This window comes from Streptococcus sp. 517s, from assembly GCF_054445985.1.
On sequence record NZ_CM136847.1, the window covers coordinates 735,581 to 749,939 of the forward strand.

Annotated in this window: 15 protein-coding genes; 10 read left to right on the forward strand and 5 right to left on the reverse strand. The window is 42.2% G+C overall.

Features of this window, described 5'->3' with window-relative positions; translation table 11 throughout:
* Positions 1 to 74: 74 nt before the first annotated feature.
* Together ACVX3R_RS03845 and gor are read right to left on the reverse strand one after the other, a co-directional pair.
* A complete protein-coding gene (locus ACVX3R_RS03845; protein ID WP_458795527.1) occupies positions 75 to 611 on the reverse strand; it encodes a biotin transporter BioY in 537 nt (178 codons plus the stop codon).
* A 143-nt stretch (positions 612 to 754) separates the two neighbouring features.
* A complete protein-coding gene (gor, locus tag ACVX3R_RS03850) occupies positions 755 to 2,101 on the reverse strand; it encodes a glutathione-disulfide reductase (RefSeq protein ID WP_458795528.1) in 1,347 nt (448 codons plus the stop codon).
* 266 nt (positions 2,102 to 2,367) lie between these two features.
* On the opposite strand from gor, the gene ACVX3R_RS03855 reads away from it, so the two are divergent.
* From ACVX3R_RS03855 to metG, 4 genes are all read left to right on the forward strand, one after another.
* Complete coding sequence (locus ACVX3R_RS03855; RefSeq protein ID WP_458795529.1) at positions 2,368 to 3,552, forward strand: efflux RND transporter periplasmic adaptor subunit; 1,185 nt, start codon at positions 2,368 to 2,370, stop codon at positions 3,550 to 3,552.
* Entirely contained in the window at positions 3,536 to 4,237 is a 702-nt protein-coding gene (locus ACVX3R_RS03860; RefSeq protein ID WP_458795530.1) for an ABC transporter ATP-binding protein, read from the forward strand. Before ACVX3R_RS03855 ends, ACVX3R_RS03860 begins: the two co-directional genes overlap by 17 nt.
* 1 nt (position 4,238) lies before the next feature.
* A complete protein-coding gene (locus ACVX3R_RS03865; RefSeq protein WP_458795531.1) occupies positions 4,239 to 5,498 on the forward strand; it encodes an ABC transporter permease in 1,260 nt (419 codons plus the stop codon).
* A 135-nt stretch (positions 5,499 to 5,633) separates the two neighbouring features.
* Positions 5,634 to 7,631, forward strand: coding sequence for a methionine--tRNA ligase (metG, locus tag ACVX3R_RS03870; protein WP_458795532.1), 1,998 nt, complete (start codon positions 5,634 to 5,636; stop codon positions 7,629 to 7,631).
* Positions 7,632 to 7,647: 16 nt separating this feature from the next.
* Here metG and ACVX3R_RS03875 read toward each other — a convergent pair whose 3' ends face one another.
* The 3 genes from ACVX3R_RS03875 to coaA all read right to left on the reverse strand — a co-directional run bounded on the left by ACVX3R_RS03875 (position 7,648) and on the right by coaA (position 9,458).
* Positions 7,648 to 8,181 carry a DNA topology modulation protein gene (locus ACVX3R_RS03875; protein WP_458795533.1) on the reverse strand — a complete coding sequence of 178 codons (534 nt, stop codon included), beginning with the start codon at positions 8,179 to 8,181 and terminating at the stop codon, positions 7,648 to 7,650.
* 52 nt (positions 8,182 to 8,233) lie between these two features.
* Positions 8,234 to 8,470 carry a 30S ribosomal protein S20 gene (gene rpsT, locus ACVX3R_RS03880; RefSeq protein ID WP_001274000.1) on the reverse strand — a complete coding sequence of 79 codons (237 nt, stop codon included), beginning with the start codon at positions 8,468 to 8,470 and terminating at the stop codon, positions 8,234 to 8,236.
* Between the two features lie 67 nt (positions 8,471 to 8,537).
* Positions 8,538 to 9,458 (reverse strand): type I pantothenate kinase, encoded by a 921-nt coding sequence (coaA, locus tag ACVX3R_RS03885; RefSeq protein ID WP_458795534.1) that lies wholly within the window; start codon positions 9,456 to 9,458, stop codon positions 8,538 to 8,540.
* A 196-nt stretch (positions 9,459 to 9,654) separates the two neighbouring features.
* Here coaA and ACVX3R_RS03890 point away from each other — a divergent pair, with 196 nt between their 5' ends.
* From ACVX3R_RS03890 to ACVX3R_RS03915, 6 genes are all read left to right on the forward strand, one after another.
* Complete coding sequence (locus ACVX3R_RS03890) at positions 9,655 to 10,059, forward strand: hypothetical protein (RefSeq protein WP_458795535.1); 405 nt, start codon at positions 9,655 to 9,657, stop codon at positions 10,057 to 10,059.
* Between the two features lie 190 nt (positions 10,060 to 10,249).
* Positions 10,250 to 10,840, forward strand: a complete 591-nt coding sequence (locus ACVX3R_RS03895; protein ID WP_458795536.1) for a class I SAM-dependent methyltransferase — start codon at positions 10,250 to 10,252, stop codon at positions 10,838 to 10,840.
* Positions 10,837 to 12,114, forward strand: coding sequence for a pyrimidine-nucleoside phosphorylase (locus ACVX3R_RS03900; RefSeq protein WP_458795537.1), 1,278 nt, complete (start codon positions 10,837 to 10,839; stop codon positions 12,112 to 12,114). Before ACVX3R_RS03895 ends, ACVX3R_RS03900 begins: the two co-directional genes overlap by 4 nt.
* A gap of 19 nt (positions 12,115 to 12,133) precedes the next feature.
* Positions 12,134 to 12,796: a deoxyribose-phosphate aldolase gene (gene deoC, locus ACVX3R_RS03905; protein ID WP_084874950.1), complete on the forward strand. Its 663-nt coding sequence runs from the start codon at positions 12,134 to 12,136 to the stop codon at positions 12,794 to 12,796.
* A complete protein-coding gene (locus tag ACVX3R_RS03910; RefSeq protein WP_084943358.1) occupies positions 12,783 to 13,172 on the forward strand; it encodes a cytidine deaminase in 390 nt (129 codons plus the stop codon). Before deoC ends, ACVX3R_RS03910 begins: the two co-directional genes overlap by 14 nt.
* 89 nt (positions 13,173 to 13,261) lie before the next feature.
* Positions 13,262 to 14,317, forward strand: coding sequence for a BMP family lipoprotein (locus ACVX3R_RS03915; protein ID WP_001036153.1), 1,056 nt, complete (start codon positions 13,262 to 13,264; stop codon positions 14,315 to 14,317).
* Positions 14,318 to 14,359: the final 42 nt, after the last annotated feature.

A 14,359-nucleotide genomic window follows, 5' to 3' on the forward strand; every position in this document is an offset into this window, starting at 1 on the left:
AGTTGATTTTTAGTTAGTTCTTAGGAAGTAATTGGAAAGGAAATAGTCCAGAACAATTGTTCTGGACTATTCTTTTATTTTGAAAAATATGGAAGGCTTTTCAATCGTTTGAGTAGGGGACGACTAATGAAACTAATGGCAATAATCTTACCAAGATCAGGGAGGATAAAGGGAAGGACACCAACTGCAAGTGCCTGATCAAATGGCATCCCAGCAAGGAAGTGGAGGCTGAGAATTCCCCCGACAAAGACGAGGGAATCACCCAAGAGGTTGGCTAGGAAAATGCGGATATAGCCACTTTTTTGATGGACGAGATAAGATGTAAGTCCTGCATAGACAAGGTCAAACCAAAGATAGCCTGAACTTGGACCGACTAAAACGTGAAATCCTGCACCACCCCCTGCAAAGACAGGTAAACCAATGGCACCCAGTAGGAGATAGAGAGCTACAGATAGGACGGCTTCTCTGGGTCTAAAAACAGTAGCAATCAGACCGATTGCAAAGTTTTGCAGAGTGAAGGGAACAGGACCGATAGGGAGACTGATTTGTGCCAATACGGCGATGAGAGCAGCACCGATAGCAGGAATGGCATAGATATGAGCTTTTTTCAAAACTGTTAACCTCTTTTCAAAATTATAGTAACTATTATACTAATTCAGAAACAAAAGTCAACCTATTTTCTATAACGAGGTAACAATTTTGTAACGGCCGATTTTACAAGTAAAAAGAGACCTCAAGAGGTCTCTTTTGGTAATTAGCGCATGGTTACAAATTCTTCTGAAGCGGTTGGGTGGATAGCTACTGTAGCATCAAAGTCCGCCTTGGTTGCTCCCATCTTGATAGCAACAGCGAATCCTTGAATCATCTCATCCACTCCGTAACCAAGTCCGTGAAGTCCAACAACTTTTTCGTCAGCACCGGCGGTGATGAGTTTGAAGCGAGATTCTTGACGATGGCTTGTAACGGCAGAGTACATAGATGCAAAACTTGACTTGTAAACTTTGATGTTATCTTGGCCGTATTCTTTGATAGCTTGATCCTCGGTTAAACCAACCGTTCCGATTGCTGGGTGGGAGAAGACAACAGTAGGGATAGTCGTGTAGTCCATCTTGGCATTTGTTTTTCCGTTGAAGAGGCGTTCAGATAGGGTGCGTCCTGCCTTGATGGCTACTGGGGTCAGTTCCTTCTCACCAGTAACATCTCCAAGAGCATAGATGCCATCTACAACTGTATTTTGATACTCATCCACTTGGATAAATCCACGTTCGTTGAGTGTGACGCCAGCCTTTTCTAACTCAAGATCGTCTACATTTGGACGTCGCCCGGTAGCCCAGATAACTTGGCTGGCAGTGTGATTAGAACCGTCTTCGAAATGAATGGTAATACCTTGCTCCGTTTCTTCAAGCTTGATGGGTACCTTATGCGTATGCAAAGGTAGACCTGTTTTTCCCATTTCATTGACAAGTCCTTCAACGATGTAGCTGTCAAAAGTGCGCAAGGGACGATCGCGACGGACAAACAAATCCGTTTTTACTCCTAGCGCGTGGAGAACACCTGCTAATTCAACGGCGATATAACCAGCTCCAAGAATTGCAACGGATTCAGGAAGTTGCTCCCAAGCAAAGACATCGTCTGAGCTGCCACCGAGTTCAGCTCCAGGGATAGTTGGGATGCTTGGACGAGCGCCAGTCGCAATCACGATATGCTTGGCACGAATCAATTCACCATTGACGCTAACGGTATGGGCATCAACAAAATGAGCACGACCTTCAATCAAATCAACACCGTTGCGCTTGAAACTTCCATCATAAGATGAGCGAGCACGGTCGATGTAGGCTTCACGGTTTTGACGAAGTTTAGCAAAATCAAATTGAACATCTGAACTTGTAAAACCATAGTCAGGGCCGTAGTGGTGGAAGCTTTCAGCAATTTGCGCTCCATACCACATGATTTTCTTAGGAACACAGCCGACATTGACACAGGTTCCACCTAATTTTTTCTCTTCGATAACAGCAGCTTTAGCACCGTGTTCGCCAGCTCGGTTCATAGTGGCAATGCCGCCGCTTCCTCCACCGATAGCGATGATATCATATTCTCTCATAGAAAACTCCTTATAGCTTTGATAGTCATATTCTATCGTTTTTATTTTTTGAATGCAAAAATCTGCTACGATAAAAAAATTATAAAAACGCTTGCCAAATTCAAAAAGATATTGTATTATATATCTAGCACAATAATCCAATAAACGAATACCGAACGAAATAATGATCCTGAACTATCATTGTTTCCATCTGAACTGTCATTGTTTGGTCTCGGTATTTCTGATATAATGGTTTTTGTAAGGCAAAAGAATAAAGGAGTTTGAAAATGAAAAGAAATAAGAAGGCAAAAAAATGGCAATTATACACAGCGATTGGTGTTGCCAGTGCTATTGTTATCGGTGCTGCGGGGATTTTGATTTTTAGACAGCCTTCCCAGTCAGCAGTCAAGGATGAAACATCTCATATCGTTACTGCTAAGAAAGGTTCTGTTGCTTCATCGGTTCTCTTGTCAGGTACGGTCACAGCAAAAAGTGAACAATACGTTTATTTTGATACTAGTAAGGGAGATTTAGATGAAATCCTTGTTTCGGTTGGTGACAAGGTCGAAGAAGGGCAAGCCTTGGTCAAATACAGCAGTGCAGATGCTCAAGCTGCCTATGATGCAGCCGATCGTGCAGTTGCAAAGGCAGACCGTCATATCGAGGAGTTAAACAAGGCTCGTGAAAATGCATCAGCTGCACCAGCTTCCCCACAAGTTCCAACAGAAGCAGGACTCCCAGAACAAGCGCAAGCAGCAACTTCTTCCGTATCCTCTATCGACTCTCAAATCAGTGATGCCAAAGATAATCGCGCAGATGCCGTAGCCCAGCTCAACAAAGCTCAAGCTCAGCTAGATGCTGCAACTGTCCTCAGTACACTAGAAGGGACTGTAGTTGAAGTCAATCGTAATGTTTCCAAATCGCCAACAGGTAATAGCCAAGTGGTAGTACATGTCGTAAGTAATGAAAACTTGCAGGTCAAAGGGGAGTTGTCTGAATACAACCTTGCTAACCTTTCTGTTGGGCAAGAAGTTACCTTTACTTCGAAGGTTTACCAAGATAAGAGCTGGACAGGTAAGATTAGCTACATTTCTGACTACCCTAAAAATAATGGCGAAGCAGCGAATGCAGCCCTTGGAGGAAATACTGGCTCTAAGTACCCTTATACTGTTGATGTGACTAGCGATATCGGTGAGTTGAAACAAGGCTTCTCAGTCAGTGTGGAAGTCAAAAACAAGAGTAAAGCCATCCTTGTTCCTTTAACAAGTGTTGTTACCGAAAATGACAAAAACTATGTTTGGATCGTTGACGACCAGAAAAAAGCGAAGAAGGTAGAAGTTACTTTGGGGAATGCGGATGCAGACAACCAAGAAATTACTTCAGGTTTGACAGACGGTGCCAAGGTCATCAGTAATCCAACATCTTCCTTGGAAGAAGGAAAAGAGGTGAAGGCTGATGAAGAAACTAATTAGTCTCAAAAATATCTGTAGGAGTTATCGAAATGGTGACCAAGAACTGCAGGTCCTTAAAAATATCAATCTAGAAGTTCATGAAGGTGAGTTTGTTGCCATTATGGGACCATCTGGTTCTGGTAAGTCTACCTTGATGAATACCATCGGAATGTTGGATACACCAACCAGTGGAGAGTACTACCTTGAAGGGCAAGAAGTTGCAGGCCTGGGAGAGAAACAACTGGCAAAGGTCCGTAACCAGCAAATCGGCTTTGTCTTTCAGCAGTTCTTTCTCTTGTCCAAACTCAATGCTCTTCAAAATGTCGAGTTGCCCTTGATTTACGCTGGAGTTTCGGCTTCTAAACGTCGGAAATTGGCGGAGGAATTTCTGGAAAAGGTTGAGCTGACGGAGCGCAGTCATCATTTGCCTTCTGAGTTATCAGGTGGTCAAAAGCAACGTGTAGCGATTGCGCGTGCCTTGGTAAATAATCCCTCTATCATCCTAGCAGACGAACCTACAGGAGCCTTGGATACCAAGACGGGGAATCAAATCATGCAACTGTTGGTGGAGCTGAACAAGGAAGGGAAAACCATTATCATGGTCACACATGAACCTGAGATTGCGGCCTATGCCAAACGCCAAATTGTCATTCGTGATGGGGTCATCTCATCAGACAGTGCTCATGTAGAAAAGGAGGAAAACTAAGATGCAGAATCTGAAATTTGCCTTTTCATCCATCATGGCCCACAAGATGCGTTCCTTCCTAACCATGATTGGGATTATCATCGGAGTTTCGTCTGTCGTTGTCATCATGGCTCTGGGAGACTCCATGTCTCGTCAGGTCAACAAAAATATGACCAAATCACAGAAGGATGTCCATGTCTTTTTCTCTCCTATCAAAAGCAAGGACGGCTCCTTTACGCAGAAACAATCTGCTTTGACAGTCAGTGGGAAAGAAGAGGATGTTCATGTTGAACCACCAAAACCACTAGAATCCTGGGTCAAGGAAGCTGCCAAACTCAAAGGAGTAGACAGTTACTATGTCACCAACTCGACCAACGTTACCCTATCTTATAAGGATAAGAAGGTTGAACGAGCGACTCTGACAGGCGGAAACAGCACCTACATGAACGCAGTTGAAAATGAAATTGTTGCGGGTAGAAGTCTAAGATCGCAAGACTACAAGGAATTTGCCAGTGTGATTTTGCTGGACGAAGAACTAGCCAAGAGTTTGTTTGATAGTCCAGAAGCTGCGGTTAATCAAATCATCTCTGTTAATGAATTTAGTTACCGTGTGATTGGTGTTTATACTAGTAATGAAGCCAAAACTGCGAAAGCCTTTGGGATTGGCGGTCTTCCAATTACGACCAATATCTCTCTAGCAGCCAATTTTAATACTGATGAAATCTCGAACATCGTCTTTCGTGTCAATGATACTAGTCTAACGCAGACCTTGGGTCCGGAGTTGGCTCGAAAACTGACTGAGATTGCAGGTCTTCAGCAAGGGGAGTACCAAGTTGCGGATGCAACTGCTGCCTTCCAAGAGGTGCAACAACTATTTGGTTTTATGACAACCATTATCAGTGCCATCGCAGGAATCTCTCTCTTTGTCGGGGGAACTGGTGTTATGAATATCATGCTGGTTTCGGTGACAGAACGCACGCGCGAGATTGGTCTGCGGAAAGCGCTCGGAGCTACACGGGCTAATATCTTGGTACAGTTTTTGATTGAATCCATGATCTTGACCTTGCTAGGTGGTGTCATCGGTCTTGGGATTGCTGCTGGAATGACCATGTTAGCTGGAATATTGCTTCAAAACATGATTGCAGGTATCGAAGTTGGGGTTTCCCTCCCAATCGCTCTCTTTAGCTTGGCTGTGTCAGCCAGTGTTGGGATGATTTTCGGAGTCTTGCCAGCTAATAAAGCATCTAAGCTTGATCCGATCGAAGCTCTTCGCTATGAGTAAGATATAGAACAGAAAAAACAAGATGGACACTTGTCTATCTTGTTTTTGTATGGATTTTCCTATCGAAAATCACTAAAAATATGATATAATGAAGTGTTAGAAAAACAGGTTTCATTTGCCTGGAAAGGAAAAATCATGTCTGAAAAGAATTTTTATATTACAACACCGATTTACTATCCATCTGGTAAACTTCACATCGGTTCTGCCTACACAACCATCGCTTGTGATGTCCTAGCTCGCTACAAACGCCTCATGGGCTACGATGTCTTTTATCTGACAGGTCTTGACGAGCATGGTCAAAAGATCCAACAAAAAGCGGAAGAAGCTGGCATCACACCACAAGCCTATGTTGATGGCATGGCAGTTGGCGTCAAAGAACTCTGGAAATTACTCGATATCTCATATGATAAATTCATCCGTACAACTGATGATTACCATGAAAAAGTTGTAGCACAGGTCTTTGAACGCTTGCTTGCTCAAGATGATATCTACTTGGGCGAATATTCTGGTTGGTATTCAGTATCAGATGAGGAGTTCTTTACAGAAAGCCAGCTTGCGGAAGTTTTCCGTGACGAAGCTGGAAATGTGACGGGCGGTATCGCTCCATCAGGTCACGAAGTGGAATGGGTATCTGAAGAATCTTACTTCCTTCGCCTCAGCAAATACCAAGATCGTTTGGTAGAATTTTTCAAATCTCACCCTGACTTCATCACTCCAGATGGTCGTCTTAATGAAATGCTGCGTAACTTTATTGAGCCAGGTTTGGAAGACTTAGCGGTTTCTCGTACAACCTTTACCTGGGGTGTGCCAGTTCCTTCCAATCCAAAACACGTTGTCTACGTTTGGATTGATGCCCTTCTCAACTATGCGACTGCTCTTGGTTATGGTCAAGAGAATCATGCTAATTACGATAAATTCTGGAATGGAACAGTCTTCCACATGGTCGGAAAAGATATCCTTCGTTTCCACTCAATCTACTGGCCAATCCTTCTCATGATGTTGGATATGAAGTTGTCTGACCGCTTGATTGCCCATGGTTGGTTTGTCATGAAAGACGGCAAGATGTCTAAGTCTAAAGGGAATGTCGTTTACCCTGAAATGTTAGTAGAACGTTATGGACTGGATCCACTTCGTTACTATCTCATGCGTAGCCTTCCGGTTGGTTCAGACGGGACTTTTACTCCAGAGGACTACGTCGGCCGTATCAACTATGAATTAGCAAATGACCTTGGAAACCTCCTCAACCGTACGGTTTCCATGATTAACAAGTACTTTGATGGACAAATTCCTGCCTACGTAGAGGGTGTAACAGAGTTTGATAATGCTATTGCTGAGGTTGCAGAACAATCAATCGCGGACTACCATACACACATGGAAGCAGTTGACTATCCACGTGCTCTTGAAGCAGTTTGGACGCTTATCTCTCGTACCAACAAATACATCGATGAGACCGCACCATGGGTCTTGGCTAAGGATGAAGAGCACCGTGACCAATTGGCAAGTGTCATGAGCCACTTGGCAGCCAGCCTTCGTGTCGTAGCTCACATGATTGAGCCATTTATGATGGAAACTAGTCGCGCTGTATTGGCACAACTTGGTCTAGCAGAAGTTTCTAGCCTAGAAAACTTGAGCTTGGCAGATTTCCCTGCAGGTGTGACTGTTGTTGCCAAAGGAACACCAATCTTCCCACGTCTCGACATGGAAGAAGAGATTGCCTATATCAAAGAACAAATGGAAAGCAACAAACCAGCCGTCGAAAAAGAATGGAATCCAGATGAAGTTGAACTCAAACTCAACAAGGATGAAATCAAGTTTGAAGACTTTGATAAGGTCGAGATCCGTGTCGCAGAAGTCAAAGAAGTTTCTAAAGTGGAAGGTTCTGACAAGTTGCTCCAATTCCGCCTCGATGCAGGTGATGGCGAAGACCGTCAAATCCTATCAGGAATTGCCAAATACTATCCAAATGAGCAAGAATTGGTCGGCAAGAAGGTACAAATCGTTGCCAACCTTAAACCACGCAAGATGATGAAAAAATATGTCAGTCAAGGTATGATCCTCTCAGCTGAACATGATGGCAAATTAACCCTGCTCACAGTTGATCCGGCTGTACCAAACGGAAGTGTGATTGGGTAAAAGCAAAAAACCAACGTTAGACACGTTGGTTTTTCTTGTTATGCGCGAGATTTTCTAAGAAGTAGTCCATCTCCTTTTGAGACCGGAGGACAATTACTTTATCTGGATAGGTTTCTTGAACCCGTTGATAACGTTCTTTGGCATTCTTTGTCCGCCCATCCCAGAGAATCCATCGGATAAATTCCCAGTCAAAGCGTTCAGGACAGCCTGCTGCCATACTTTCTCTGACCTTGCCTCGGTATGTGAGATACCGTTTAAAGGCTCGAAATAGACAAGTCCATGGTGAAAAATTGAGAAAGATAATTTGGTCAGCTTCCAGCATTCTTTCTTCATAGCAACACCAAGAGTAGTTGCCGTCGATGACCCAAGCTTCGTGCTTTGTGAGAAAGTTTTTCATCTCGGTCAACATCCATTCGCGGTCACTGTCTTGCCAACCAGGTTGAAATTGGAGTGTATCCATATGCAGTTTGGGTATGGAGTAGTAGTTAGATAACTTTTCTGCTAGAGTTGACTTACCAGCTCCAGAATAACCGATAATTGCGATTTTCATTTTCTACTTTTTCTTATTAGAGGACAAAAAAACAGCCTCTATGGACTGTTTCTTATTTAGCAAGTTTAGCTGAAAGACGAGCTTTATCGCGGCTTGCTTTGTTTTTATGAATCAAACCTTTAGTTTCTGCTTTGTCGATAGCTGAGCTAGCAGCACGGAAAAGTTCTTCAGAAGGGTTTGCTTCGAAAGCTTTGATAGCAGTACGCATAGCTGATTTTTGAGCTGAGTTTTTTTCGTTTTGTTTAACGTTCAATTCAGCGCGTTTGATAGCTGATTTAATGTTTGCCAATGTTCTTACCTCCATATTTACTAACTATACCATTATATATGAAAACTTAGGTTTTGACAAGGGGAAATTATTTTTTTAGGTAAATTTCATCGATTTCATGGTTTTTAGTCTTGTGGAGAATGACCTCGGCGCGATTCCTTGTCGGTTCGATATAGTTTTGTAAATTTGTGAGATTAATGCTGGTCCAAACCTGATGAGCAAAGGCTTCAACTTCTCCAATTGGCATTTGCGTAAAACGGTGGTAGTAGCTGTTGGGATCATTTTGGGCAAAGCTAAGGAGTTTTAAGAAACGATCCAGATACCAACTTTCAATGTCCTCGACAGCAGCATCTACATAGATGGAGAAATCAAAGAAATCAGTGATGTAAAGGCGCTCATTTTGAGGGTTTTGAAAGACATTGATGCCTTCGACAATAACAAAGTCAGCAGCTTTGACACGTTGTTTCTCTCCAGGAACGATGTCATACACTTCATGAGAATAGACAGGAATATCGACATCTTGTCCATTCTTTAGGCGATCAAGAAAATCCAGTAAAGCTTCCATATCATAACTTTCAGGAAAACCTTTGCGATTTAAGATATCTTGGGCCATCAAGGTTTGATTGGGATAGAGAAAGCCGTCAGTTGTCACCAATTCTACAGTAGCATCAGTAACTGTACGAGAGAGAAGGATTTGCAGAAGTCGGCTAGTTGTTGATTTTCCTACAGCTACACTTCCTGAAACTCCAATAATGAAGGGTTGAGATTTACTCTCTCTTTGGAGAAAAATCCCCTTAGAAAAGGCTAAATCCTCTTTGGTGCGTTTGTAAATTTGGATGAGATGAGCTAAAGGTAAATAAATATCTGTCACATCTTGTAGACTAATCTGGTCATTGAAACTCTTGATGGATTCTAGTTCCTCTTCTGTCAAAGGAGGTGTTGTCTTTCGATGTAAAGATTGCCAAGTCTGGCGACTGATTTTTTCAAAATGTAAAAATTCGTTGGTCATTGTTTTCCCCTAGATATTTTGTCTATCATACCATAAAAAGCTAAAAAAATAAAGCGGTTTCTTGATGGTAGTAAGTCAATATCGTATAATAGAGATGGAGGTTGAATAGTTTAATGATTAGATAGGGAATTGTTTCTGAAGAGTTATCAGTTATTAAAAGTGGGTTTTTTAGTTCGCAACTTATAGGGGGTATACTATGAAAATCTTGAGATGTTACATATTGGAACTCTGTTTTATTTTAAGTTTTGCACTACCTTTTATAAGGGGAGCGAATGCGGATAATGGTAGACGCTTTGTAGAAACCTATTACGGTTTTACCTTCTTAATGGATCATCTCCTTGTAACAGTTATCTTTATCTGTTCGCTCTTGATTGCCTGGCTAGTAAAAAAGCAGTGGACGAAATGGCTTGCTGCTGGTAGTTATCTATTTTTGATTTTGTGGATTGCTACAGAAGGTTATTTATTCCGTATGTCACTAGAAGATTTGATACGACTTTGGACAAGTTTGGAAATCTTGACACAAACTTATCAGTTGGGCTTTTATCTAAACATCATATTGGGAATCCTGTTGATAATAAAGCATTTTAAGGTTAAGAAATAGTGATAAAAATGTGCCTGATTACAGACTATAGACTATGAGATATCTGCTCCTACATGCTTTATCATTCGTTTATAAGAGCTAAAAGAGATTGAAGAAAAGGTTTTTTGACTAGGATTCTTCAGTCTTTTTCATTTTATCATCACTTTGTAAACGACTTACAATTCAAGTCAAATTATGGTAAAATAGTTTTATGAGTAAAATGTATTATGCAGAAAATCCTGACGCTGCTCATGACATTCATGAGTTGAGAGTGGAGTTGTTGGGAGAAAAAATGACCTTTTTGACGGATGCGGGTGTTTTTAGCAAGAAAATGGTTGATTTCGGGAGTCAGCTTTTATTGAAGTGTCTAGAGGTTAACAAAGGAGAAACAGTCCTTGATGTGGGCTGTGGATATGGGCCGTTGGGTTTGTCATTGGTTAAGGCTTATGGAGTTCAGGCAACCATGGTTGATATCAATAATCGTGCCTTGGACCTAGCGCGACAAAATGCTGAACGAAATAAAGTAGAAGCGACGATTTTCCAATCCAATATCTATGAACAAGTTGAAGGGAAATTTGACCATGTTATTTCCAACCCGCCCATTCGAGCGGGCAAACAGGTTGTTCATGAGATTATCGAAAAGAGCAGAGAATTCTTGAAAGACGGAGGGGATTTAACCATCGTCATTCAGAAAAAACAAGGAGCTCCAAGCGCTAGAAATAAGATGGAAGACGATTTTGGAAATTGTGAAACCGTAAAGAAAGATAAAGGATATTATATCCTTAGAAGTGTGAAAGAATGAGAGCAGTTGATTTAATTCAAAAGAAACGAGATGGTCAAGAACTAACTTCAAATGAAATCAAGTGGCTAGTAGAAGGATATGTGGCAGGAACTGTTCCAGACTATCAGATGTCTGCCTTTGCTATGGCTATTTATTTTAAAGGAATGAGGACACGAGAGATTTCTGACCTGACGATGAATATGGTTAAGACAGGTCAGGAGTTTGATTTGTCAGCCATTGAGGGGGTTAAAGTTGACAAGCATTCTACGGGTGGAGTTGGGGATAAGGTGACTTTGATTTTAGCGCCTTTAGTAGCCAGTTTTGGTGTTCCGGTCGCAAAAATGAGTGGCCGTGGACTTGGCCATACTGGCGGAACCCTAGATAAGTTGGAAGCAATCAAGGGTTACCAAGTGGAGCGCAGTCAAGAAGATTTCATTCGTCAGGTACAGGACATTGGTGTATCTGTTATTGGGCAGTCAGATCAGCTGGTTAAAGCAGACAAACTTCTCTATGCCCTCCGTGATGTGACGGCGACTGTCGACACGATTCCTTTGATTGCTAGTTCTGTCATGAGCAAGAAAATTGCTGCTGGGGCGGATGCTATTTTGCTAGACGTAACGGTCGGTGAGGGTGCCTTCATGAAGACGGTTGATGAGGCGCGTGAATTAGCTCAAACCATGGTCGATTTGGGTAAGGCCGTTGGTCGAAAGACAGTAGCGGTTATTACCGATATGAGCCAGCCCTTGGGACGAGCCATTGGCAATCGTCTCGAAATCCTAGAAGCAATTGAAATTCTTCAAGGAAAGGGTCGAGAAGATATCAGTCACTTTATTTGTGAACTAGCTCAGATTATGCTTGGTTTGGCAAATGTCGAGAAGACGGTTGAAGAAGTCCGTCAACACCTTGAAAACGGCCAAGCGCTGGCTAAGTTTGAAGAAATGGTAGCAGCTCAAGGCGGTGATTTAGAAGATCTCTATCGTCCAGTCAAGGTGGCGCATGTAGTAGATATCCCGGCTCAAGAGTCAGGTGTCATTTCAGCCCTTCCAGCGATGGAATTTGGTCTCTATGCCATGAGATTGGGAGCTGGTCGCGCAGTCAAGTCTGATGATTTAGACTATGAAACTGGAATCGTTTTTGAGAAGAAGGTCGGTGACTCCGTGCAAAAGGGAGAAATTGTCGCAAAAGTTTATACAAATGGAAAAATTTCCCCTCAACTAGTTACAGAATTTCAAAAATATGTTAAAATAAATGATGGAGTGAAACGTTTGCAGGAAATAATTGAAATCATCTCATGAAAAAGAGAGGAATCCGAATATGAAATTAAACAAATACATTGATCATACGCTTTTAAAACAAGATGCAAGTCAAGAACAAATTGATCGTTTGCTATCTGAAGCGCGTGAGTATGACTTTGCCAGCGTTTGTGTTAATCCCACATGGGTTAAACATGCGAAAACAGGACTTGAAGACTCAGATGTAAAGGTTTGTACAGTAGTTGGTTTCCCCTTGGGAGCGACAACTTCAGCTGTAAAAGCTTTTGAAACCAAGGAAGCCATCCAAAATGGTGCAGATGAGATTGATATGGTTATCAATGTTGGTGCTCTCAAATCAGGTAATCTTGATTTGGTTGAATCGGACATCCGTGCTGTCGTAGAAGCGAGTGGTGACAAGTTGGTTAAGGTCATTATTGAAGCTTGCTTGTTGACAGACGATGAAAAGATTGTGGCTTGCCAATTATCCCAGAAAGCAGGTGCTGACTTTGTCAAAACATCAACTGGATTTTCAACTGGTGGTGCCACTATAGAGGATGTTAAGTTGATGCGTAAAACAGTCGGGCCAGATATGGGAGTTAAGGCTGCTGGTGGTGCTCGTTCTTATGCGGATGCTGTTGCTTTTGTGGAAGCGGGCGCTACCCGTATCGGAACATCAGCTGGCGTTGCAATTTTAAAAGGAGAATTAGCAGATGGCGACTACTGAGTTGATTGAACTAGCAATTGAAACCAGCAAACAAGCCTATGTACCCTATTCTCATTTTCCTATTGGAGCTGTTTTAGTAGCTAAGGACGGTAGCATTTATACGGGTGTGAACATCGAGAATGCTAGTTACCCCTTGACTAATTGCGGAGAACGTACAGCGATTTTCAAAGCAGTTTCCGAAGGCCAAAGAGAGTTTTCAGAGTTGATTGTCTATGGACAGACTGAAAACCCCATCTCGCCATGTGGTGCTTGCCGCCAGGTCATGGTTGAATTTTTTGAACAAGATCTAAAAGTGACCTTAGTCGCTAAAGATAAATCGACGGTCGAGATGACGGTCGGGGAGTTACTTCCATACTCATTTACAGACTTAAACTAGTCTGAGTCACTCTTTGAGTGACGCGGTCCTTGTGGCCAACCAATCCAAACTTGCAACATCGTTGCACATCTTATTTAGGAGGTTCAGTAATGAACAAGAAACAATGGCTAGGCCTTGGTCTAGTTGCAGTAGCAGCAGTTGGACTTGCTGCATGTGGTAACCGCTCTTCTCGTAACGCAGCTTCATCTTCATCAGAAATGAAGACCAAAGCAGCGATCGTAACAGATACTGGTGGTGTTGATGATAAATCATTTAACCAATCAGCTTGGGAAGGTTTGCAAGACTGGGGTAAAGAACACAATCTTTCTAAAGATAAAGGTTATACTTACTTCCAATCAACAAGCGAAGCAGACTATGCTAACAACTTGCAACAAGCGGCTGGAAGTTACAACCTGATCTTCGGTGTTGGTTTTGCACTTCACAATGCAGTTGAAGAGGCAGCAAAAGACCACTCTGACTTAAACTATGTCTTGATTGATGATGTGATCAAAGATCAAAAGAATGTTGCGAGCGTAACATTTGCTGATAACGAAGCGGCTTACCTTGCTGGTGTTGCAGCAGCTAAAACAACTAAAACAAAACAAGTTGGTTTTGTAGGTGGTATCGAATCTGAAGTTATTTCACGTTTCGCTGCTGGATTTAAGGCTGGTGTTGAGTCAGTAGACCCATCTATCAAAGTACAAGTTGACTACGCTGGTTCATTTGGTGATGCTGCCAAAGGTAAAACAATTGCAGCAGCTCAATACGCTGCAGGTGCAGACGTTGTCTACCAAGCAGCTGGTGGTACAGGTGCTGGTGTCTTTGCTGAAGCAAAATCTTTGAACGAAAGTAAAAATGAAGACGAAAAAGTTTGGGTTATTGGTGTAGACCGTGACCAAGCAGCAGAAGGTAAATACACTTCTAAAGATGGTAAAGAATCAAACTTTGTTCTTGTATCTACATTGAAACAAGTTGGTACAACTGTAAAAGATATTGCCAACAAAACAGAAAAAGGTGAATTCCCTGGCGGACAAGTTATTGTCTACTCATTGAAGGATAAAGGGGTTGACTTGGCAGTAACAAACCTTTCAGAAGAAGGTAAAAAAGCTGTTGAAGACGCAAAAGCTAAAATCCTTGACGGAAGCGTAAAAGTTCCTGAAAAATAATGGATAAAAGTCATTTCTTAGGAGGCGACCATCGGTCGCTTC

Coding starts and splice junctions, on each gene's coding strand:
- gor (WP_458795528.1), bottom strand. CDS start 2,101: ATGAGAGAATATGATATCATCGCTATCGGTGGAGGAAGCGGCGGCATT.
- ACVX3R_RS03855 (WP_458795529.1), top strand. CDS start 2,368: ATGAAAAGAAATAAGAAGGCAAAAAAATGGCAATTATACACAGCGATT.
- ACVX3R_RS03860 (WP_458795530.1), top strand. CDS start 3,536: ATGAAGAAACTAATTAGTCTCAAAAATATCTGTAGGAGTTATCGAAAT.
- ACVX3R_RS03865 (WP_458795531.1), top strand. CDS start 4,239: ATGCAGAATCTGAAATTTGCCTTTTCATCCATCATGGCCCACAAGATG.
- metG (WP_458795532.1), top strand. CDS start 5,634: ATGTCTGAAAAGAATTTTTATATTACAACACCGATTTACTATCCATCT.
- ACVX3R_RS03875 (WP_458795533.1), bottom strand. CDS start 8,181: ATGAAAATCGCAATTATCGGTTATTCTGGAGCTGGTAAGTCAACTCTA.
- coaA (WP_458795534.1), bottom strand. CDS start 9,458: ATGACCAACGAATTTTTACATTTTGAAAAAATCAGTCGCCAGACTTGG.
- ACVX3R_RS03890 (WP_458795535.1), top strand. CDS start 9,655: ATGAAAATCTTGAGATGTTACATATTGGAACTCTGTTTTATTTTAAGT.
- ACVX3R_RS03895 (WP_458795536.1), top strand. CDS start 10,250: ATGAGTAAAATGTATTATGCAGAAAATCCTGACGCTGCTCATGACATT.
- ACVX3R_RS03900 (WP_458795537.1), top strand. CDS start 10,837: ATGAGAGCAGTTGATTTAATTCAAAAGAAACGAGATGGTCAAGAACTA.
- deoC (WP_084874950.1), top strand. CDS start 12,134: ATGAAATTAAACAAATACATTGATCATACGCTTTTAAAACAAGATGCA.
- ACVX3R_RS03910 (WP_084943358.1), top strand. CDS start 12,783: ATGGCGACTACTGAGTTGATTGAACTAGCAATTGAAACCAGCAAACAA.
- ACVX3R_RS03915 (WP_001036153.1), top strand. CDS start 13,262: ATGAACAAGAAACAATGGCTAGGCCTTGGTCTAGTTGCAGTAGCAGCA.